A 21178-nucleotide genomic window follows, 5' to 3' on the forward strand; every position below is an offset into this window, starting at 1 on the left:
AAGAAACTGAAAGCAGATTATTAAGTGAGGCCGCGGGGTTTGGGCAGCAGAAGTATTATTAAATTTAGATTATGAGTTATGTATTAAGACTTAGTTATAAGTTGATTTGAAGGGAGCATATTAATTGGCTAAGGTTATTGGTATTGATGCAGGAATTAGCACTACTAAAATAGTAGGTTTTGATAAAGGTGAGATGTTTAGTCCAATGTTTGTAAAAGCAAGTGATCCTATTTCATGTATTTATGGTGCATTTGGAAGATTTATGAGTGTCAATAAGCTTGCAATTTCAGATATTGAGAGAATTATGGTAACGGGAGTTGGAGCGTCACATTTAAAGGAAAGAATTCATGGTATACCCACAGGTAGGGTAGATGAATTTGATGCAATAGGAAGAGGAGGACTGTTTTTAACTAAACTTGATAAAGCTATAGTTGTAAGCATGGGGACAGGTACTACTTTTGTAATGTCGGATAAAAATGGAGTTAAGCATATAGGAGGAAGCGGAGTAGGAGGAGGAACGCTTTTAGGGCTTTCTAATATAATGCTAAATGTACGTGATTTTAATGATATTGTAAAAACTGCACAAGGTGGAAGTCTGTCAAATGTAGATCTTAATATAGGAGATTTAATTACGGAAAGTTCAGCAGAATTACCTGTTTATGCTACTGCATCAAACTTTGGAAAGATAAGTGACCTTGCATCAAAAGGAGATATTGCGCTTGGAATAATTAATCTTGTATTTCAAACAATTGGAGTTATGGCAGTGTTTGCAACTAAAATATATGATACAAATGATGTTGTACTTACAGGAAATTTAACTAATGTTCCTCAATCTAAGGATATAGCAAAAGCTGTAGAGGATATGTTTCATATAAAATTCTATACTCCTTTAAATGCTCAATTTGCAACAGCAGTAGGTGCGGCGATAATGTATGGTCAGGGAATAAACTTTAGGGAAGTTTGAAATTCACATAATTTGGTTTGAATTATTCCTTCGATGATTTTACTTCGTTTCTCTAACAAAAAAATTAATTGGTTACAAAGATTTATACCTAAAATTCCGTAGGTACGGAGGAATTTTTTTCGTGCACTACCGTGGGAGTTAAGTAACAATGCTAAAGGAACAGTTTAAAAAAATTATAATAAATTTTTGAGGCTTAGATTTATAGAATTTTTTTAATGTGACGAAGCATTGTTACTTAGCAGTAGTTTGATTACATATGTGTAAAATTTGAATAATATAGATATAAAGGGTGGTGATTTTATGACTAAAAAGTTGTATTTATCTAGTGATGATAAAAAAATTTGCGGTGTCTGTGGTGGAATTGCAGAGTATTTTGATATAGATTCTACTATTGTAAGGATATTATGGATTCTTTTTATTATGGCTGGTGGCAGTGGAATAATTGGATATATTATTTGTGCTTTAGTTATTCCTAAGAATAGATATTATTAAAATAATATTGTGAATTTTAAGAACTAGGAGTTATATACTTTATGTTCTTATTTTTTTATACAACATACTTTGACAGGCGAGGTATATTATGATATTGTATATATAAGATAGAATACAAGGAAGTGATTACTTGTCTATAACATCAGATATAATAAGAGGTCATACAGAAACAATAATTTTATCGCATTTAGCTGAAAAGGATAGTTATGGATATGAGATTAATAAATCAATAAAACAGAAAACTAATAATAAATATGAGCTTAAAGAGGCAACGCTATATTCTGCATTCAAGAGACTTGAAAAGCTGGGATTAATTAGATCTTATTGGGGCGATGAGACTACTGGGGCAAGAAGAAGATATTATTCAATAACTCCTTTAGGCTTAGAAGCTTTACAAAAGAATAAGGCAGATTGGGATGAATCTAAGGTTTTAATTGATAAATTGATCAATGGAGGAAAGTAGTATGTATGAAAAATTAAGAGTTAGGGTTAATAAACTCTTTGAGAATGCGCCTAATACAAAAGCGGCATATGAAATTAAAGAGGAATTTACGGCTAATCTTATTGATAAATATGATGACTTGATAAAGGAAGGAAAAAGTGAAGATGAAGCTATTAATATTGCAATAGCTGGGGTTGGCGATGTAGATAGCATAATAAAAGAATTAGATGAAAAAGAAAATAACAATAAAGATGAATACGATAAAATAGAAAATCAAAGAAAAAAATCTGCTGTGCTTGTTGCAACTGCAGTTGCACTTTATATAATAAGTGTAGCAGCGGAAATGTTTTGCAATGATTATTTGAATTTGTCAAGTGGTATAGCTGATGTTGTAATGTTTGTAATAATTGCTGTGGCTACGTTTATATTAATATATAATGCGCTTTCAAAGCCTAAAACAAAGTATGATAAGGTAGATGACTCAATGGTAGAAGATTTTAAGGAATGGAGAAATCAAAATAATACTCAAAAAGAAGTAAAGAAATCATTGAGGGTTATAGTTTGGTGTATAGTTTTAGTCGTATATTTTGCAGTTAGCTTTACCTGGTATAACTTTGAAATATCTTGGATTATATTTATAATGGGAGTAGCAGTGGATAGGATTGTGTGTTTAGTATTGGAGCTTAGGAAGTGATAATATGAATAAAAGAATGATAAAGCTGACTATCGCAATACTAGTAGTAATAATTATATTGCTTATAGCTGTACTTGTTAGAGGAACAAAATATGGAGATAGTTTTATGATAATAAAAGGCAGCTCAAAGCTTCAAAAACAGGAAACAATGAGTATTGAAAATTGCAGTGAAATTAATTTTTTAGATTACTCAGGTTCCGATATAGAAATACAAACTACTGAAGATTCAAAACTTAAGGTTGTACAAACAGCATATAACAAAATTAATGATGATGAAAAATTCACCATAGGCAAAAGCATAAATGAAATAAATATAAAATGTGATACTGAGCGTAGAAGCTTTAATCTATTTAATTTTAGGTTTAATGAAAAGATATATTTGTATATTCCTAAAAATTATGAAAAAGATTTAATTATAGAAGATTCTTCAGGAAATATTAAGTTTTTATCTGCTATGAAATTAGATGAGTTAAGGTATACTGGACATTCTGGAAATATAAAAAGCAACTATAGTATTGATGCTAAAAAAGCTTCTTTCAAGCTTTCTTCTGGAAATATTGAATTAGAAAAATTAAAAGTTAATGAGTATGATGTAGATTCTCATTCGGGAAATGTATATATAAATTCTATTTCAGGTTCTGGAAAGATAAGCAATAGATCTGGTAATATTAGAATTTTATATGCGGATATAAAAGATTATTCAAGGGTTGAAGCAAGTTCGGGAAATATAAGATTAAATGTACCAAATAATTTGAGTTTTGAGTTTAATGGAAGTTATTCTTCTGGAAATATAAAAACTAATTTCCCTACAGATAAGGATGATGATGAAAGAACGGTATTGGGGAAAGTTGGAAATGGGCCTTATAAGAAACTAGATGCCAATATAAGTTCTGGAAGTATAGAAATAATAAAATAAATAATTTTTGCTAGGGAACTATTATAAATTTAGTAGTTCCCTAGCTCTATATTAAAGATTCCAGATACTAGGTGTAATAGTGAGCTGAGCTGATTGACCACTTACTACAGATTGAACAGCTGCACGTACATAAGCCATATGACCCCTAGTATTTAGAATAATGCTTTGACCAGGCTCCAGTGAAGGAAGCGTCATAACAGGTGATATATCATCTATCCAAGTTGTACCATCTGGACTAAGCTGCAAAGTAACATAACCGCTATTTGAAGTGCCAGTATTTTGTATAGCAAATGTTGCAGAGTTAGTTCCAAGAGGAATAGGATTTGAACCTATTAAAGTATCAGCAGTATTGATTGTTTGTGAAGGGGATTGAGTTATAGTTCCTTGGTTTACGTTTATAATAAGCGTAGGTGTAAAAGAGTTAATTGGATAGTTTGCACTTGTAAAACCAACTAAAGAAGTTTGGGTTTCATCACCCCTTAACAGAAATCCTAAATTTTTAGAGAGACCGCTGTACCAATTTTTTATAGAGGCTGTAACATCAATAGAAATTACGGTACCAATTTCATTTGTTATTGTGGTTGAACCTTCAGCAGTTGGAAAGGTTAATGGTTGATTACTGTAGGTTACGGTATTAATGTCATAGTTTTGCAAAATTCTATAAACATATATTGGCTTTGATAATGCTGGGACATCATTCCTAGCTATATAAAGTAATAATGTGGCAGAAACTATAGAATAATTTATAGGGATACTACTAATATTAAATTCGATTATACTTCTATAGTTATCTGTAGGTCCGGAAAATTGACCGACATATATCAAAGGACTTGAACTATAATTTAATGTTGGATTGTTTTGAGAAATAAAAGTTGTACCAGTTGACTGAAATGTCAATGTTGGCATAGTTAAAACACTTCCCAATTATAAAATAAAAAGCCATATTTATAGCTCTATATATTATATGCACATAATTGCATAAGGTGAAGTTATAAAAATTAATAGATAAAAAAATAATGGGCAATTAAAAAGATTAAAAGTATTTTAATTGCCCATTATTTTCTTATTTTAAATATCCTTCTTTGTATAAAAGTTCGGCTGTGAGAAGTGCACCACCGGCAGCACCACGAAGTGCATTATGTGAAAGTCCTACAAATTTATAGTCAAATAAAGAATCTTCTCTAAGTCTTCCAATGCTAATTCCCATGCCTTTTTCTAAATCTCTATCAAGTTTTGGCTGTGGCCTAAAGTCATCTTCAAAATAAGTTAGGAAATGCTCTGGAGCTGTTGGAAGTTGTAGAAGCTGAGGTTTTCCTTTAAAGTTTTTAAAACGCTCTAGTATTTCTTCTTTTGAAGGCTTTTTTTCAAAGGAAACAAATACAGCAGCAAGATGACCATCTGATACGGCGACTCTTATGCACTGTGAAGTTATTTTGGGGTTTACTGTGGAAACAATCTTATTTCCTTCTATATGGCCCCATACCTTAAGCGGCTCGTCTTCACTTTTTTGTTCTTCACCGGGTATATAAGGAATTGTATTATCAACGATATCTGGAAACTCCTTAAAAGTTTTACCGCTGCCGGATATTGCCTGGTAAGTGCAAACAAGTATTTTAGTTGGTTTAAATTCAAGAAGCGCACTTATAGCAGGTACATAACTTTGAATTGAACAGTTTGGTTTCGCAACTATAAAGCCCTTCTTTGTTCCTAATCTTTCTTTTTGCTTTTCAATTATTTCAAGATGTTCAGGGTTTATTTCTGGTATAATAACAGGTACATCAGGAGTAAAACGATGTGCAGAGTTATTTGATACAACAGGTACTTCATGCTTTGCATATTCTTCTTCTATTTTTTTGATTTCATCCTTTGGCATATTTACAGCACAAAATACGAAATCAACTTCACTTGAAATTTCATCTATTTCATAAATATCTTTTACAACCAAATTTTTAATATATTCAGGAATTGGCTTGTTTAACTTCCATCTATCCTTTACGTTCTCGTAGTATGTTTTTCCAGCAGAACGTTTGCTTGCAGCAATACATTTTACTTCAAAATATGGGTGATTTTCAAGGAGAGTTACAAATCTTTGACCAACAAGACCAGTAGCCCCAAGTATACCCACTCTTAGTTTTGTACTCATTTATGAATCCCTCCACGGTTTTTATATTTATACATCTTTCTATATTATAATAGATAATTATGGAGTTGTATATGCAATAAGAGTATAATTAAATTTGCATTTATCGCATTTATGAAAAAAATTGTATTGAGTATCTATTTTTGGTATTGTATATATGGAGGTGATGATGGTGGAAAAGATAATTATGCTTGGAAATGGAAGTGCAATGGTAACAAAATGCTATAATACTTGTTTTACAATTTCAGATTCGGATGAATATTTTTTAGTTGACACAGGTGGTGGAAATACTATACTTTCTAATCTTGAGAAGAAGAATATTGAAATAAGTAAAATTCATAATGTATTTATTTCTCATGCACATAATGATCATATTACAGGAATTGTATGGATTATAAGAGCTGTTTGCCAAAAAATTATAGACGGAAAGTATGAGGATAATTTGTACATATATAGCCATAATAAAAATATAGAAATTATAAAAACTATAAGTAATTTGCTTTTACAGAATAAATTTACAAAATATTTAGGTAATAGGGTTAAATTTATTGCCATAGAAGATAAAAAATGCTTGGACATACTTAATTGGAGGGTGGAGTTTTTTGATATAAAAAGTACTAAAATGCTTCAATTTGGATTTAAAATTACACTTAATAGTGGTAAAAAAGTTGTCTTCCTTGGAGATGAGCCCCTTAATGAAAATTTGGCGGATTACGTTAATAAATGTGATTATTTAATGCACGAAGCATTTTGTTTATATTCTGAAAAAGAGAAATTTAAACCTTACGAAAAGCATCATTCAACAGTTAAGGATGCATGTATCAACGCATCAAATTTGGAAGTGAAAAATATCATTTTAATTCATACTGAAGATAAAAATTTAAGCAATAGAAAAAGGTTATATTCAGAAGAGGGAAAGAAATATTTTGATGGAACTATAATAGTGCCTGATGATCTTGAAGAAATATATCTTTAAGCTGTTAAGTGTTCTAGGGAGAGAAAAATGGAAGAATACACTATAAAAAAAGTATTGAATAATAATGTTGTTATAGCAACAAATCACGATAAGGATTTTGTACTTGTCGGAAAAGCAATAGGTTTTAACAGTAAAAAAGGCGGTAAAATTTCAAAGGATAAGGTAGAAAGTACATTTGTTAAACAATCATTAAAGAAAACAAATTTTGATGAAGTTATAAAAAATATAGATGGAAAAGTTATAGGAGTTTGTGAAGAGATAATTTCTATGTGTGAGAAAGAACTTAATTTAAAGTTTACAGAAGCTATACATGTGTCTCTTCCTGACCATATAAATTTTGCATTTCATAGAATTGAGAAAGGTGTCAAAATTGAAAATCCTTTTCTTTATGAAATTTCAGCTTTATATCCTAAAGAATATAGATTGGCTCAAAGAGCATTGGATATGATTAATGGTAGATTTAAAACTAATCTTCCAGAGGATGAAATAGGTTTTATATGTATGCATATAAATGCGGCAATAAAGCAAAGGGGTGTAAGTGACACACTAGCATATACAAAAAAAATAGGAAGTATAATGGAGCTCATATCAAAATTATTGAGGAAGAAGTTCGATAAAGGTTCGTTAGCATATGTGAGAACTGTTACACATATAAGCTTTGTTTTAGATAGAGTAATAAATAAAAAAACAATTAAAAATGATTTACTTGACAACATAAAAAAAGAATTATATAATGAATACGATTTAGCAATTAAGGTTGTTATGAAAATTGAAGATTTGTTTTCTGTTAAGGTACCGGAAGATGAGATAGGCTATATAGCTTTGCATCTTAAAAGGTTAGAAGAATTATAAAAGTAGTGTTACTATTAAATTAGGCACGAGCTTTATTCATGATATAGGTTTATATTATGGATTTGCTCGTGTTTTGTTTTTTTGTTTAGGATTACAAATCTTATCATTGCATAGTTTAAATGCTAAATACTAACACTATTATTAAAATATATAGTGCAGTTAGATTTTTTTATTGTGTTATTAAAATACGCGCGCTAAATTTTAAAACACAAATATACAGAAATTTATTCTATATATAATGTAAACATTTGTTAAAAAACAGGAGGAGAAACGTATGAAGGGAAAGACTTTTGCAGTACTTCAAAGAATAGGTAAATCACTTATGCTTCCAGTATCAGTACTTCCAGCAGCGGGAATACTTCTTAGAATTGGTCAGCCAGACCTTCTTAATATTCCTTATATTGCTGAAGCAGGTAATGCAATTTTTAGTAATCTTCCAATGATTTTTGCAGTTGGAGTTGCTATAGGATTTTCAGGTGGTGAGGCTGTTGCAGCACTTGCAGCAGTAGTAGGACAATTGATTTTACAGGCTATTCAAACTTTAGCAAGTACAACAGCAGCAGCAACGCAAGCACAAACTGCAGCAGCTGCTAGACACATGACACTTGCAGCTTTTAAGGCTACTCAAGAATATAGCAATATAGTTACAAGAACAACAGTAAATATGAGTGTGTTTGGTGGAATAATAATAGGTTTAGTAGCAGCACTTTTATATAATAGATTCCATAATATTAAGGTACCTCAGGTACTTGGTTTCTTCGGAGGAAAGAGATTTGTTCCGATAATTACATCTGTAGCAGCAGTTATTATTGCTATAATTGGAGTTAACATATGGCTTCCAGTTCAAGGATGGATAAATGACTTTGCAAGCTTTGCAAGTAGTTCACCTGTTGGACCGGGAATGTATGCAGCTGGAAAGAGACTTTTAATACCACTTGGACTTCATCACATTTATTATCCAGTATTCTTGTATCAATTTGGACATTTTGTTGCAAATGGTGTGACTTACATTGGAGATACAGCAAGATACTTCCATGGCGACCCTACTGCGGGACACTTTATGGCATCTGAATATCCAATTTTGATGTTTGGTCTTCCAGGAGCAGCTTTAGCTATGATTGCAACAGCTAAGAAATCCAAAAGAAAACAAATAGCAGGTATGATGGTTTCAGCAGCTTTTGTAGCTTTTGTAACAGGTATAACAGAGCCAATTGAATTTTCATTTATATTTGTTGCACCTATTTTGTTTGTATTTCATGTACTTGCAGCATTTTCGGCAGGTATTATTACAAGCTTACTTAATATAAGACTTGGATATACTTTCTCAGCATCATTTATTGATTACGTACTAGGTTTTAAATATGCTGGTCATCCTTGGCTTATATGGCCAGTTGGAATTGCCTACTTTGCACTTTATTTTGTAGTATTCTATTTTGCAATTAGAGCTCTTAATATAAAGACTCCGGGAAGAGAAGACGAGGACGATGATGATGACATAAAGCCTATAAATGCTAAGGGAAGTGCAAAAGCAGCTAAGGTTCTTGAAGCTATAGGTGGAAAGGATAATATAAAGGTTTTAGATGCATGTATTACTAGACTTAGACTTAATTTAAATGATCCAACTGCTGTAGATAAAAAGACACTAAAAGCACTTGGAGCAGCAGGTGTTATGACATCAGGTGATAGCGTTCAGGTTGTTTTTGGAACTGAAGCCGAAAGAATTAAGGATGATATAAAAGCAATAATTCAAAATGGCGGTTTTGTAGAGACGTCTGCTGAAGAGGAAGCTGCCCCAGAAGAAGAAAAGAAAGTAGATAGTGGAGTTCATGAACTTATGAGCCCTGCTGATGGCGAAATAGTACCTCTTGAAAAAGTTCCTGATGCAGTTTTTGCTGAAAAAACTTTAGGAGATGGATTTGCAGTAGAACTTTCAGGAAACGAAATACACTCACCAGCAGATGGTGAAATCACTGTATTGTTTCCAACAAAACATGCTTTTGCAGTTACAACAACAAATGGTCTTGAACTTTTAGTTCATATAGGAATTGATACTGTTGAACTTAATGGGGAAGGATTTACTGCACATGTAAAACAAGGCGATAAGGTAAAACAAGGTGATAAAGTCATTACCATAGATAAAGCAGCAATAGAGGCAAAAGGTAAAAATACTATTACACCAGTTATCGTCACTAATATGAATATTGTTGAGGATATTAAAATAAAAGAAGGAAAGACATATCATGGGAATGTAGCCGCTGAAGTTACAATTAAATAGAAAAATGCGAATTAGCAATGCTTCGTCACATTAAAAACTCTCTATAAATCTAAGATAAAAAAATCCTAAAATCCTAAGATGTTTCAATAACTCGCCTTTGGCTCAAACAGATTGAAACATCTAAGGATTTTAGGATTTTTTTACCAAGATTTATTAGAGATTTTTTAAACTGTTCCTTCAGCATTGCTAATTCGCTCCCACGGTGGTGCAAGGAAAAAATTCCTACGTGCCTACGGAATTTTGAAGCAGTGAACAATTTACAGTTAACGCGGATTTAACTTTTATTGTTTTTCTTTACCTCCAGATTTCGTCTGCTATTTCATTTACAAGGTGAATTTTTGCCCACTGTTCATCTTCTGTTAAGGTATTTCCCTCTTCGGTAGATGCAAAGCCACATTGTGGACTTAAAGAAATTTGATTAATATTAACATATTTAGCAGCCTCTTCAATACGTTTTATTACAGCTTCTTTCTCCTCAAGCTTGCCAGTTTTTGAACTTATTAGACCTAAAACTACCTGCTTGTTTCCTAAAAATCTAAGTGGACTAAAGTCTCCTGCTCTATCTGTATCATATTCTAAGTAGAAGCCATCTACGTTAACCTCGCCAAGAAGAAATTTAGCAATAGGTCCATATCCACCTGAAGCAGCAAAGGTTGAGCTGTAGTTACCACGACATACATGAGTTGTAATAGACATATCTTTAGGATGATTTTTTATTGCTTCATTGCTTAAATTTGCATAAAGCTTTGCAATATCATCTACATTTATACCTTCACTTTGGCGTGCTTGCCAATAATTTTTATCGCAGAGCATTCCCCAGGTACAGTCGTCTAATTGGAGATTTCTACAACCTAGTTCATAAAATGAATTTATTGCATCACTATAGGCTTTTGCTATATCAGATAAAAGTTCATCTTGACTTTTATATATGCTTAAAGTTTTTTCTTTATTTTCTGCTCTTTGAAGTTCTGCAAGAAATTGAGCTGGGGCAGGTATTGTTTGCCTAGCTAAAACGTCATTTCCTGCAATGTTTTTTAAAAAGGCATAATGTTCTAGCATTGGATGATCCTTAAAACTTATTTTACCACTTAAGCTTGCTGTTTCTGCTCTAGTTTTTAAGCCATTAAAGCTATAGCCTTCTTTAATATTTTTCTTTTCTACGCCATTTAGCCCCCACATAAAATCTAAGTGCCACCAGGAACGTCTAAATTCACCGTCCGTCACAGCTTTAAGACCAGCAGCTTTCTCTTTATCTACAAGTTTAATGATTTCTTTGTCCTCAATTTCTTTTAATTCATCTATAGAAATTTTGTTTTGCTGGAATTTATGGCGAGCATCTTTAAGTTCCTTTGGCCTTAAAAAACTTCCAACTATATCTGCTCTAAAAGGAGCTTTATTTCTTTTTAATGCGTTCTTAAAAAGTTCACTCATACTATATACACCTCTATTTTTTAATATGTAGAGAGTATACCACTACTTAGTAACGCTGCATAACTCCAAAAAACTATTGCTTGTTATAGTTAAATTTTATAACAAGCTATTTCCAAATTTCATTGGCAACTTCAATCATAAGCTCTAACTTATTCCATTGTTCTTCTTCTGTTAGAATGTTCCCTTCTTCTGTAGAAGCAAAGCCACATTGAGGACTTAAACATAGTTTATCTATATTAATATATTTAGCAGCTTCAAATATTCTTCTTTTAAGCTGCTCTTTACTTTCAAGCCCACCATGTTTTGTAGTTATAAGACCGAGAACTACAAATTGATTGTTTATAAACCTTAAGGGATCAAAATTTCCGGAACGTTCATCATCATATTCAAGAAAAAAACCATCAACCTTGCATTTAGAAAAAAGTTCTTTTGCTATAGGTTCATAGCCACCAGCGGCAAACCATGAAGAGTGTAGGTTTCCTCTACATATATGAAGAACTATGGTCATATCCGTAGGCTTATACTTGATTGTTTCATTAATAAGGGTTACATATTTTTTAACTATATCATCTGGGTTTTGTCCTAATGCTTTTAAATATTCTCTATGTGAAGAGTTGCATAAAGTACCAAAGGAAGTATCATCAAGCTGAAGGTATCTGCAGCCTACATCGTAAAAAGCTTTTATTGCGTCTCTATATACTTTTACAATATCATGAAAAAGATTTACTTCATTATCATAAACATCATTCCCATTCCGATTTTGAACAAAATGAAATAATGCTGGTGATGGAATTGTAAATTTAGGGATGCAATCTTTTGATATAGCTTTTAGATATTTGAAATCTTTAAGCATTGGATGCCCTTTAAATTCTATTTTATCTATTATTTTAAAGCTTTCTGCCTTTATTCCTTGTATCTTAAAATTACTTAGATTTATCTTTTGTGTTCCTTGTATCCCAAGGAAGAAATCAAGATGCCACCAGCTTCGTCTAAATTCACCATCAGTAACGGCTTTAAGTCCTATACTTTTTTCCTTATAAACTAGCTTTTCTATTTCTATATCTTCAATATTTCTTAGCCCCGCCTTAGTTAGGTCGCCATTTGCATATTGCCTGCGAGCTTTTTTTATTTCATCTGTCCTAAGAAAGCTGCCAACTATATCATACGAAAAAGGCGGCATATTTCTTTTATGTCCTATGATTTTATTACTCATATATGTTTTCCTCCACTTTGATTATAATAGACAGTAATCCAAATTAAAATAATCCTTTGAAATTACATCATTCAATGAATTTATATATTTAAGAGCTATTTTACTTAGGTTCATATCTTTATGTGTAATCCAACCGACAGTTAAGATTTCTGTCTCTTCCAGTGGTAGTGCTTTTATTCTTTTTTCATTAAATTCAGAAATAATAATTCCTGTGCCAATGGTATAGCTGTCAGTGGAAACTAATAAATTTGAAAGAGTTGCTCTGTCACTTACCTTTATAGATTTATTGACATCAACTATGTTAACCATTTCTTCAGAAAAATGTACAGAAGAATTCTCTCCTTGCTCAAATTTAATATATGTAAAATTTTTAATATCATCAATTTTTATACTTTTTTTGTTTGCCAGAGGATGCTTTATACTTACGAATACATGGGGAGTTGTATTAAATAGAGGAGTGAATTTTAAATTATTATAACTAAATAATTTGTTTAAAATTTTTGAATTAAATTTGTTAATATATAGTACTCCTATATCACTTCTAAGTGTTTTAACATCTTCAATTATTTCGTAAGTTTTAGTTTCTTTTAAATTAAAGTCGTACTCATTATAATTAATGCCATTAATTAATTTTGAAAAGGCTTCAACTACAAATGGATAATGTTGAGTGGATATAGAAAAGCGGATTTTGCGTTTGCTTTTGCCATTATATCTGTTTTCTATTAATTCAGTTTGTTCTACAATCTGTTTGGCATACCCAAGAAATTCAGCTCCTTCTAATGAAACTTCAATGCCTCTATTAGTTCTGTCAAATATAGATATGCTAAGTTCATTCTCAAGTTCTTTTATGGCATTTGAAAGACTTGGTTGAGATATAAAAAGCCTTTTTGCAGCTTCATTCATAGAGCTGCAGTTTGCAATTTCGATGGCATATTTTAATTGCTGCAGCGTCAAAATATCCTCACTCCATTCAATTTTATATTTTAAATCATTGTAATACAAACTTAATGCACTTTCAAGAATTTATATAGTAAATATTATTTGGTATCTTGCATTATACACTACTAAGTGATATAGTATAGTTGTACAAATTAAACAAGGAGAGTAAAGATTATGAATACACAGCTAAAAAAAGGCATTTTGGAACTTTGTGTACTCGCGGTGCTTGATAAGAAAGATTGCTATGGATATGAGCTTGTAAATGAAATATCCAAGGACATAGAGATTTCAGATGGAACTATTTACCCTATTTTAAGAAGGTTAAGCAAAGAAGGTTATTTTACAACGTACTTGCAAGAGTCTACAGAAGGACCGCCTAGAAAGTATTATAGATTAACTGAGCTTGGAAAAGAAACGAGACAAAAGCTTACAGATGAATGGGAAAATTTTGTTAAAAAAGTAAATAATATTTTAAAGGAGGCTGACATTGATGAGTAAAAAGGAAGAGTTTATGGATGCCTTGAGACATTATTTAAGTGATTTTGGTGATGGTGAAAGGGAAGAAATTCTTTATGATTATGAGGAACATTTTAGAATAGGTATGGAAAGCGGCAAAACTGAAGATGAGCTTATAAAAGAACTTGGAAGCCCAAGGGACATTGCTGCTCAATATAGAAATACAGATGATAATGTGATAAATAATAGTAAAGTTAATTCAGGCCAGTCGTCTATCGGTTCTATAGGAATTTTTATTGCGTTGGCATTTTTTAATCTTGTATTTGTATTAGGACCATATCTTGGAATAGTATGTGCACTTATAGGAATGTGCTTTGGAGCTATTGGTGTTTTAGTAGGTGGAATTGCTACAATTGCCTGCATCATAATAAGGCCGATATTTCCTGGACTTGTTAGCATACCTAATGGTATTCCCGAGATATCAATATTTTTTGTAGGAATAGGAACAACTGCTTTAGGAATTTTGTTTTGTATAGGTATGTTTTATCTTGTAAAGTTTTTTATGGGAATTACAGTTAAGTACGTTAAGTGGAATATAAAAACAATAAAGGGGGAGTAGGAGGTCATGAATTTTAATAATAAATTTAATATAAAAAAAGTTGTTTTGTGCTTACTTGGAGTAATGTTAGTATCATATGGTATAGCAGCTTTAATATTTTTTTCTTTTGGAAATTTTTCATTTGTTAAAAATAGCAAGCCTGGAAAGCATGGACTTTTTCAACTAGCTGGTAGTACTTATGATTACCACGCTAGTAAGAGTATGGATCTTAACGGAATAGATGAAATATCAATTAATTTTTATTCTGGAGATATAAAATTTAATAATGACGGCACAAATAGTATAAAGGTAAAAGTAGATGGGGATATAACTGAAAGTGGTGCTTATAGAAAGCCAGAACTTAAATGTTATAAGGAAGGTAAAACTTTATATGTAGAATTGAATAAAAATCATATGGGTTTTTTCTTAAACTATAGTTCAGATATAACTGCAAATATAAGTATACCAACCTCATATAAAAACAGTTTAAAAGTAGTATCTTCAGCAGGAGATGTTAATATAAGTGGATATGAGCTTAAAAATTTGGATTGTAAGCTTAGTGCAGGTAAATTACAAATGGAGAATATGTCGGCAGATACCTTCATATATAAAAATTCTGCTGGTGATTTAAAAGCAGACAATTTAAAAACTAGGAGTTCAAATTTTAGAGCATCAGCAGGAAAAATTGAAGTCACAAAATTTACTGGCGATATAGAGGGATCAAACTCTGCAGGTAATACAGATATTCAATATGATAAATTTAATAATAATATTGATTTTTCAGCTTCTGCTGGACAAATAAAATTAGCACTTCCTAAGGATTCGCAATTTAAATTAGATGCAGAAGCAAGCGCTGGAAGTATAAAAAGTGATTTCTCTAGTATAAATATAAATGGTGAATTCGGTGAAAAAACAGCGAAGGGTGAGGTAGGAAAGAGTAATAATGTAATCCAGTTAAAAAATAGTGCAGGTAGTATAGAAATAAATAATTATTAAATAAGAATTTACAACAAACAATTTGCAAATTATAATTAAAAAGGTAATATTGTTATTTTAAGCTGTTTATTTTGCTTAACTAAATATTGTTTCATCTATTATTAAATAATAAAATCAACTAAGAAATTTAGCGCGGTAAGGTTATTTACCGTGCATTTTTATACTATAAAATACTGCTGGTGTTATTTTTGCCGCAGTATTTTTGTGGAAAAAAATATGAATTAGAGTAAAGCTTACAGAGTATAAAGTACAGTTAAGGATAGACTATAAAATTTAGTGGTGTGGATGAAGCTTTTAAAGATATAGAAGAACTTGCAAAGGAATGTAAATTTAGTGATTGTAAACATGAAAATGAGCCGTGGTGCCGCGTTAGAAAGGCAATAGAAGAAGGTATTTTAGATGAGAAAAGGCTTGAAAGATATTTAAGACTAAAAAGAGAAACTAGATTTATGGAGTCTAAGCAAAAAAGAATAATGATGGTGCAGCAAAAAAATTCAATTAATGGTAAAAGTAAAGGATATAAAAGGGAAAATCATGTAAGATATGAATACTAAAAGATTGGCTTGATATGGTTTAATTGTTGATGATAAAATATATGTTATAGACGAATAAATTGGAATTTGAAAAAGAGTAGAGTGAAGGAGTGTTTGTAAATGGAAAAGAACTTGGGGTTCACTAGTAAAGAAATTGAGGTTTCAATAGATAAATTAAGTATAGAGTCAATTTTAAACGTTACCTATTCACAGCCGCCTATATTAGGATACAGTAGTTCTCCACTTAAGATGGATATTTTAAGACCTAGAAGTGATGAAAAGTATCCTGCAGTTGTATTCGTAACAGGTGGAGGATTTTTAGCTTCCAATAAAGGTAGCTATATTCAGCAAAGACTTGCTATTGCTGAAGCAGGATATGTAGTTGCAAGTATAGAGTATAGAGTTGCACCTGCTAGTGTATTTCCATCAGCATTAGAAGATGTTAAAGCGGCAATTAGATTTTTAAGAGCTAATAGTGAAAAATATAATATTGATAAAAGTAAAATTGCAGTAATGGGAGATTCAGCAGGAGGATATTTATCTGCATTCGCAGGACTTACAAATGGAAATAGAAAGTTTGATAAGGATGATAACTTACAGGAAAATAGTGATGTACAAGCAGTTGTTGATATTTACGGTGTATCAGATTTAACTAAAGGTGATGAAGCTTTGGACAAACTCGGTAATTCTCCACAAGCGTTGTGGATAAACGGATGCCCAACATTCACCAATTTAAATTATAATGAATCAAAGAGATTTTTAGAGGCGAGTCCAATAAGTTATATTGATAAAAATAAGAGTATACCACCATTTTTAATTATGCATGGAGATGCAGATACAACGGTTTCACCAGAGCAAACAAGAATTTTGCACGAAGCTTTAATAAAGGTAGGAGTTGATTCAACTCGCTATATTGTTAAGGATGCTGATCATGCTGGAATTCGTTGGGTTCAACCTAAAATTGTTCAAATAATAATAGAATTTTTGGATAGAGTATTAAAATGTTAGACAACCTTAACTGTCCTCTGTTAATTGTCCATTGTTAACTGATATATGTTCAGATAACCAACATATTCGAAAATAGAATTCAGCTGATTTTAATATTTCAACTTGTCTAGATATAGTTAAAGAAGCCTATATGTTATAATAAAATATAATGTATAGGCTATAATTATTGAAAATTAGTATATAGTAAACACGCTGGGAAACCAAAGTTTTTTAATATTAAAAAATATGAGTTGATGTTATGGTTTGTTGTAATCCAGAAAAGTTTAAAGGCTCAAAGTATGTTGGAATTCCGGCATTGCATTACCGTGGGAGCGAAGTAACAATGCTGAAGGAACGATTTGAAAAAGTTCTAATAAATCTTGGCTCAAAAATTGTAAAATGCTTAGATATTTGAATTGTCTGAGTGTATGCGAGTTATTGAAATTTCTTAGCATTTTATGATTTTTGAACCTTAGATTTATAGGACTTTTTTAACGTGACAAAGCATTGTTACTTCGCATTATTTTTATAGTAGTGTGTTAAATAATTTTTCTAACTCTTTAGTGTCTGTTTTGCTTCTTTTAGCATAATCTTCTAGTTGATCTTTTCCTATTTTGTTTATTGTAAAGTATTTAGCTTCTTTATTTGCAAAGTATAAGCCGCAGGTGCTTGAAACAGGATCCATCATATAGCTTTCAGTTAAATTAACTCCAATGTTTCCTTCTTTATAAAGCATATCAAATAGCTTTGCTTTTTCAGCATGATTATTAAGACAAGGATATCCAAAAGCAGGGCGAATTCCTCTGTAAGCGCCTTTAAGTAAATCAGAAAGAGGCAAGTTTTCATTTGGTGCATATCCAAAGTAGGATTTTCTAACTTCAAGGTGGAGTACCTCGGAAAATGCTTCTGCGAGCCTATCGCATAGTATTTTAACCATTGCAGCTCCATACTCGTCGCCATTTTTCTTTAACTTTTCAGAGTATTCCTTTGCGCCAATACCAGCAGTAACAATAAAACCTCCAAGGTAGTCTTTTATTCCACTTTCTTTTGGGGCAATGTAGTCCGAAAGACACTTAAAGCTGTTACTTTTTAATACTTGCTGCTGACGTAGCATATTAAAGGTTATAACTTTTTCATTATGGTATACTTCGATGTCATCTCCAGTTGAGTTTGCAGGAAATATTCCAAGAACTCCATTTGCACTTATTATATTTTTGCTTTCAAACAAATCTAGCATTTTATTAGCATCACAAAGAAGTTTCTTTGCCTCAGTTCCATATTTAGAGTCTTCTAATATTTGGGGGTAAATCATACCCATATCCCAGGCTGTAAAGAAAAATGTCCAATCTATATATTTCCTAAGTTCTTTTAATGGGAAATTAATAAATTTCTTTATTCCAATAAAGTTTGGAGTATTGATTTCAGTTTTCTCAAAGTTAATGTTGAATTTATTTTTTCTAGCTTCTTCTATAGACACGAGTTCGGCTTTGTGTTCTGAAAAAGTTTTGCGTATAGTTTCATACTCATTATTAATTTTATCTATATAATTTTTACTACTAGAGCTCATAAGATTTTTAGTGACTTCAACTGCATTAGAAGCATCTGTGCTGTGAATTACCTTGTCATATTTAGTTGCAATTTTTAAAGCAGTGTGAGTTTTTGAAGTTGCAGCACCTCCAACTATAAGTGGAATATCTAAACCTTGACGTTTCATTTCTTCTGCAACATGACTCATTTCATTTAGTGATGGAGTTATGAGACCACTTAAAGCTATTATATCTGCTTTTTCTTTTACAGCAGTTTCAAGTATAGTTTCTGAAGGTACCATAACGCCAAGATCTATAACTTCAAAATTGTTACAGGAAAGTACTACAGAAACTATGTTTTTGCCTATGTCATGTACATCGCCTTTTACTGTTGCAAACACAACTTTTCCAGCACTTGTGCTGTTTCCTTTTTCAGCATTTATATATGGAAGAAGACACTCAACGGCTTTTTTCATAACTCTAGCACTTTTTACAACTTGAGGCAGAAACATTTTTCCAGCACCAAATAATTCTCCAACCTTCTTCATTCCGTTCATTAGTGGTTGTTCTATGATTTCTAAGGCACTTTTGTATTCTTTTCTAGCTTCTTCTATATCTTCAGCGATAAATTCTACATTTCCTTTAACTAGAGCATAACTGAGTCTTTCACTGCAGTTTTTTGTTCTCCAGGTATCGCTAGTTCTATTTTGAGCTTGTTCTGTGCTTTTGTAGGTTTCCGCAAATTCTAGAAGTTTTTCAGAAGCATCGCTGCTTTTATTTAATATTACAGCTTCAACTTTATCTAGAAGCTCTTTGTCTATATCATCATAAAGATCAATCATTCCGGGATTTACTATGCCCATATCCATTCCTGCATTTATAGCGTGATATAGAAATACTGAATGCATTGCTTTTCTTATTATATTATTTCCTCTAAAGGAAAAGGATAAATTACTAACGCCACCGCTAACCTTTGCATAAGGTAAATTTTCTTTTATCCACTTTACAGCTTTTATATAGTTTACAGCATAGTTGTCATGATCTTCAATTCCTGTTGCAATGGCTAAAATGTTAGGATCAAAAATAATATTTTCAGGTGGAAAGTTGATTTTTTTAGTTAAAAGGTCATAGGCCCTTTTGCAAATTTCTATTTTTCTTTCAAAGGTTTCTGCTTGACCCATTTCATCAAATGCCATTACGACAACACCGGCACCAAAATTTTTGATTATTTTTGCTTCCTCTAGAAATCTTTTTTCTCCAACCTTAAGACTTATGGAATTTACAATAGCTTTGCCTTGAATAGATTTAAGACCAGTTTCTAAAACTTCAAAGTTTGATGAATCTATCATTATTGGAACTTTTGAAATTTCAGGTTCACTGGCAACAAGTCTTAAAAATGTCTCCATTTCTACTTTTGCATCTAAAAGGGCATCGTCAAAGTTTACATCTATTATTTGTGCACCATTTTCAACTTGATGTCTTGCAACGGATAAAGCTTCTTCGTAATTTTTCTCACGTATCAGTCTTGCAAACTTGGCTGAACCAGCTACATTTGTTCTTTCACCTACATTTATAAAATTACTTTCTTTATTTATTTTTACGGTTTCAAGGCCGCAGTAAATGGTTTCTGGCTCTAACTTAGGAACCTTTCTTGGCTGTATATCTTTAACAGCGCTGCTTATAGCTTTTATGTGAGCAGGAGTAGTACCACAGCACCCTCCAACTATGTTGATATTTCCAGCTAATGCAAGCTTTTTAACAAGAGCAGCCGTTTCCTCTGGAAGTTCTTCGTATTCTCCAAGAGAATTTGGAAGACCCGCATTTGGATAAAACGATATATATTTATTTTGAGTTTCTGAAAGTTGTCTTATGAAAGGCACAAGTTCCTTTGCTCCAAAAGAACAGTTAAGACCTATAGCAATTACGTTTTCATTTTTCATACTTTCTGCAAAAGCATCAAGAGTTTGACCAGAGAGAATTCTTCCACTTTTATCTGCTATAGTTCCAGATATTATAATAGGAAGTTTAATAAATTTTTTCTCAAATACACTTTCCGCAGCTAATATAGCAGCTCTTGCATTTAAACCATCAAATACTGTTTCTATAAGAAGTAGGTCTACGCCGCCGTCAACAAGACCTTCAATTTGTTCACTGTAGGCTGAAAACATATCATCAAAGCTTATACTTCTAAAACCAGGATTTTCAACATCAGGTGACATAGACAAGGTTCTGTTTGTAGGACCAATAGAACCAGCTACAAAACGTGGTTGTTCTGGAGTTTCTTTTGTGAAATAATCAGCTGCCTCTTTTGCAAGCATTGCTCCATTAAAGTTAATTTCGTATATTTTATCCTCTGTGTTGTAATCTGCCTGAGATATTTTTGTTCCATTGAAAGTATTGGTTTCAATAATATCTGCACCGGCTTCGAGATATTTGCTATGAATAGCCTTTATTACTTCTGGATTTGTAAGGTTTAAAATGTCGTTATTGCCCTTTTGATTTACATGACAGTGGAGAGAACCACAAAAATCATGTTCGTTAAGATCATAGCCTTGTATACATGTTCCCATAGCGCCATCAAGTACGAGAATTTTTTTGTTTAGTAAATCTATTATATTTGAACTCATTTGTTAGCCCCCTTTAGTTCGGTTTAAAATGCACAATTCACAGTGCACAGTTGAGAATGATTTTCTTCCGCTTTGTTACAGAAAATCCACATTAACTGTGAATTGAAAAAAGCCCGAGAAA

General features: G+C 31.8%; 20 protein-coding genes. 14 read left to right on the forward strand and 6 right to left on the reverse strand.

What is annotated here, in order from left to right; all coding sequences use genetic code 11:
• Positions 1 to 124: 124 nt before the first annotated feature.
• The 5 genes from coaW to ACJDT4_RS04155 all read left to right on the forward strand — a co-directional run bounded on the left by coaW (position 125) and on the right by ACJDT4_RS04155 (position 3508).
• The gene (gene coaW / locus ACJDT4_RS04135) at positions 125 to 964 is read left to right on the forward strand and encodes a type II pantothenate kinase (protein WP_406786270.1); all 840 of its coding nucleotides are present in this window, start codon (positions 125 to 127) and stop codon (positions 962 to 964) included.
• A gap of 300 nt (positions 965 to 1264) precedes the next feature.
• Positions 1265 to 1456: a PspC domain-containing protein gene (locus ACJDT4_RS04140; protein ID WP_406786271.1), complete on the forward strand. Its 192-nt coding sequence runs from the start codon at positions 1265 to 1267 to the stop codon at positions 1454 to 1456.
• 130 nt (positions 1457 to 1586) lie between these two features.
• A complete protein-coding gene (locus ACJDT4_RS04145) occupies positions 1587 to 1919 on the forward strand; it encodes a PadR family transcriptional regulator (RefSeq protein ID WP_406786272.1) in 333 nt (110 codons plus the stop codon).
• Between the two features lies 1 nt (position 1920).
• Entirely contained in the window at positions 1921 to 2592 is a 672-nt protein-coding gene (locus ACJDT4_RS04150; protein WP_406786273.1) for a permease prefix domain 1-containing protein, read from the forward strand.
• Between the two features lie 4 nt (positions 2593 to 2596).
• Positions 2597 to 3508: a DUF4097 family beta strand repeat-containing protein gene (locus tag ACJDT4_RS04155; RefSeq protein ID WP_406786274.1), complete on the forward strand. Its 912-nt coding sequence runs from the start codon at positions 2597 to 2599 to the stop codon at positions 3506 to 3508.
• Between the two features lie 51 nt (positions 3509 to 3559).
• On the opposite strand, the gene ACJDT4_RS04160 is transcribed toward ACJDT4_RS04155, so the two are convergent.
• Both ACJDT4_RS04160 and asd read right to left on the reverse strand, forming a co-directional pair.
• Complete coding sequence (locus ACJDT4_RS04160) at positions 3560 to 4414, reverse strand: DNRLRE domain-containing protein (RefSeq protein WP_406786275.1); 855 nt, start codon at positions 4412 to 4414, stop codon at positions 3560 to 3562.
• A 157-nt stretch (positions 4415 to 4571) separates the two neighbouring features.
• A complete protein-coding gene (asd, locus tag ACJDT4_RS04165; RefSeq protein WP_406786276.1) occupies positions 4572 to 5651 on the reverse strand; it encodes an aspartate-semialdehyde dehydrogenase in 1080 nt (359 codons plus the stop codon).
• Positions 5652 to 5820: 169 nt separating this feature from the next.
• On the opposite strand from asd, the gene ACJDT4_RS04170 reads away from it, so the two are divergent.
• The 3 genes from ACJDT4_RS04170 to ACJDT4_RS04180 all read left to right on the forward strand — a co-directional run bounded on the left by ACJDT4_RS04170 (position 5821) and on the right by ACJDT4_RS04180 (position 9751).
• A complete protein-coding gene (locus ACJDT4_RS04170; RefSeq protein WP_406786277.1) occupies positions 5821 to 6624 on the forward strand; it encodes an MBL fold metallo-hydrolase in 804 nt (267 codons plus the stop codon).
• A 27-nt stretch (positions 6625 to 6651) separates the two neighbouring features.
• The gene (locus ACJDT4_RS04175) at positions 6652 to 7476 is read left to right on the forward strand and encodes a PRD domain-containing protein (protein ID WP_406786278.1); all 825 of its coding nucleotides are present in this window, start codon (positions 6652 to 6654) and stop codon (positions 7474 to 7476) included.
• Between the two features lie 274 nt (positions 7477 to 7750).
• On the forward strand, positions 7751 to 9751 hold the full coding sequence (locus ACJDT4_RS04180; RefSeq protein WP_406786279.1) for a glucose PTS transporter subunit IIA: 2001 nt from the start codon (positions 7751 to 7753) through the stop codon (positions 9749 to 9751).
• A gap of 294 nt (positions 9752 to 10045) precedes the next feature.
• On the opposite strand, the gene ACJDT4_RS04185 is transcribed toward ACJDT4_RS04180, so the two are convergent.
• The 3 genes from ACJDT4_RS04185 to ACJDT4_RS04195 all read right to left on the reverse strand — a co-directional run bounded on the left by ACJDT4_RS04185 (position 10046) and on the right by ACJDT4_RS04195 (position 13349).
• Entirely contained in the window at positions 10046 to 11182 is a 1137-nt protein-coding gene (locus ACJDT4_RS04185) for a 5-methyltetrahydropteroyltriglutamate--homocysteine S-methyltransferase (RefSeq protein ID WP_406786280.1), read from the reverse strand.
• A gap of 106 nt (positions 11183 to 11288) precedes the next feature.
• Positions 11289 to 12395: a 5-methyltetrahydropteroyltriglutamate--homocysteine S-methyltransferase gene (locus ACJDT4_RS04190; RefSeq protein ID WP_406786281.1), complete on the reverse strand. Its 1107-nt coding sequence runs from the start codon at positions 12393 to 12395 to the stop codon at positions 11289 to 11291.
• 21 nt (positions 12396 to 12416) lie between these two features.
• Positions 12417 to 13349: a LysR family transcriptional regulator gene (locus ACJDT4_RS04195; RefSeq protein ID WP_406786282.1), complete on the reverse strand. Its 933-nt coding sequence runs from the start codon at positions 13347 to 13349 to the stop codon at positions 12417 to 12419.
• A 159-nt stretch (positions 13350 to 13508) separates the two neighbouring features.
• Here ACJDT4_RS04195 and ACJDT4_RS04200 point away from each other — a divergent pair, with 159 nt between their 5' ends.
• The 6 genes from ACJDT4_RS04200 to ACJDT4_RS04225 all read left to right on the forward strand — a co-directional run bounded on the left by ACJDT4_RS04200 (position 13509) and on the right by ACJDT4_RS04225 (position 17319).
• On the forward strand, positions 13509 to 13832 hold the full coding sequence (locus ACJDT4_RS04200; RefSeq protein ID WP_406786283.1) for a PadR family transcriptional regulator: 324 nt from the start codon (positions 13509 to 13511) through the stop codon (positions 13830 to 13832).
• On the forward strand, positions 13825 to 14409 hold the full coding sequence (locus tag ACJDT4_RS04205) for an HAAS signaling domain-containing protein (protein ID WP_406786284.1): 585 nt from the start codon (positions 13825 to 13827) through the stop codon (positions 14407 to 14409). The genes ACJDT4_RS04200 and ACJDT4_RS04205 overlap by 8 nt, the downstream gene beginning before the upstream one ends.
• A 6-nt stretch (positions 14410 to 14415) precedes the next feature.
• Positions 14416 to 15384 (forward strand): DUF4097 family beta strand repeat-containing protein, encoded by a 969-nt coding sequence (locus tag ACJDT4_RS04210; protein ID WP_406786285.1) that lies wholly within the window; start codon positions 14416 to 14418, stop codon positions 15382 to 15384.
• A 281-nt stretch (positions 15385 to 15665) separates the two neighbouring features.
• Complete coding sequence (locus tag ACJDT4_RS04215; RefSeq protein ID WP_406786286.1) at positions 15666 to 15938, forward strand: ribosome small subunit-dependent GTPase A; 273 nt, start codon at positions 15666 to 15668, stop codon at positions 15936 to 15938.
• A gap of 99 nt (positions 15939 to 16037) precedes the next feature.
• Positions 16038 to 16925, forward strand: coding sequence for an alpha/beta hydrolase fold domain-containing protein (locus tag ACJDT4_RS04220; protein WP_406786287.1), 888 nt, complete (start codon positions 16038 to 16040; stop codon positions 16923 to 16925).
• A gap of 238 nt (positions 16926 to 17163) precedes the next feature.
• Entirely contained in the window at positions 17164 to 17319 is a 156-nt protein-coding gene (locus ACJDT4_RS04225) for a hypothetical protein (RefSeq protein ID WP_406786288.1), read from the forward strand.
• Between the two features lie 111 nt (positions 17320 to 17430).
• Here ACJDT4_RS04225 and metH read toward each other — a convergent pair whose 3' ends face one another.
• Positions 17431 to 21057 (reverse strand): methionine synthase, encoded by a 3627-nt coding sequence (gene metH, locus ACJDT4_RS04230; protein ID WP_406786289.1) that lies wholly within the window; start codon positions 21055 to 21057, stop codon positions 17431 to 17433.
• Positions 21058 to 21178 lie beyond the last annotated feature (121 nt).

This window comes from Clostridium neuense (genome assembly GCF_045310695.1).
Taxonomy (GTDB): Bacteria; Bacillota; Clostridia; order Clostridiales; family Clostridiaceae; genus Clostridium_S; species Clostridium_S neuense.

Bases quoted from the DNA above. Each gene is read 5' to 3' on its own strand.
- ACJDT4_RS04225 (WP_406786288.1), top strand. From the start codon at position 17,164: ATGGTTTGTTGTAATCCAGAAAAGTTTAAAGGCTCAAAGTATGTTGGA.
- ACJDT4_RS04190 (WP_406786281.1), bottom strand. From the start codon at position 12,395: ATGAGTAATAAAATCATAGGACATAAAAGAAATATGCCGCCTTTTTCG.
- ACJDT4_RS04200 (WP_406786283.1), top strand. From the start codon at position 13,509: ATGAATACACAGCTAAAAAAAGGCATTTTGGAACTTTGTGTACTCGCG.
- ACJDT4_RS04205 (WP_406786284.1), top strand. From the start codon at position 13,825: ATGAGTAAAAAGGAAGAGTTTATGGATGCCTTGAGACATTATTTAAGT.
- ACJDT4_RS04160 (WP_406786275.1), bottom strand. From the start codon at position 4,414: ATGCCAACATTGACATTTCAGTCAACTGGTACAACTTTTATTTCTCAA.
- ACJDT4_RS04210 (WP_406786285.1), top strand. From the start codon at position 14,416: ATGAATTTTAATAATAAATTTAATATAAAAAAAGTTGTTTTGTGCTTA.
- ACJDT4_RS04185 (WP_406786280.1), bottom strand. From the start codon at position 11,182: ATGAGTGAACTTTTTAAGAACGCATTAAAAAGAAATAAAGCTCCTTTT.
- asd (WP_406786276.1), bottom strand. From the start codon at position 5,651: ATGAGTACAAAACTAAGAGTGGGTATACTTGGGGCTACTGGTCTTGTT.
- ACJDT4_RS04140 (WP_406786271.1), top strand. From the start codon at position 1,265: ATGACTAAAAAGTTGTATTTATCTAGTGATGATAAAAAAATTTGCGGT.
- ACJDT4_RS04175 (WP_406786278.1), top strand. From the start codon at position 6,652: ATGGAAGAATACACTATAAAAAAAGTATTGAATAATAATGTTGTTATA.
- ACJDT4_RS04220 (WP_406786287.1), top strand. From the start codon at position 16,038: ATGGAAAAGAACTTGGGGTTCACTAGTAAAGAAATTGAGGTTTCAATA.
- ACJDT4_RS04150 (WP_406786273.1), top strand. From the start codon at position 1,921: ATGTATGAAAAATTAAGAGTTAGGGTTAATAAACTCTTTGAGAATGCG.
- ACJDT4_RS04180 (WP_406786279.1), top strand. From the start codon at position 7,751: ATGAAGGGAAAGACTTTTGCAGTACTTCAAAGAATAGGTAAATCACTT.
- ACJDT4_RS04155 (WP_406786274.1), top strand. From the start codon at position 2,597: ATGAATAAAAGAATGATAAAGCTGACTATCGCAATACTAGTAGTAATA.
- metH (WP_406786289.1), bottom strand. From the start codon at position 21,057: ATGAGTTCAAATATAATAGATTTACTAAACAAAAAAATTCTCGTACTT.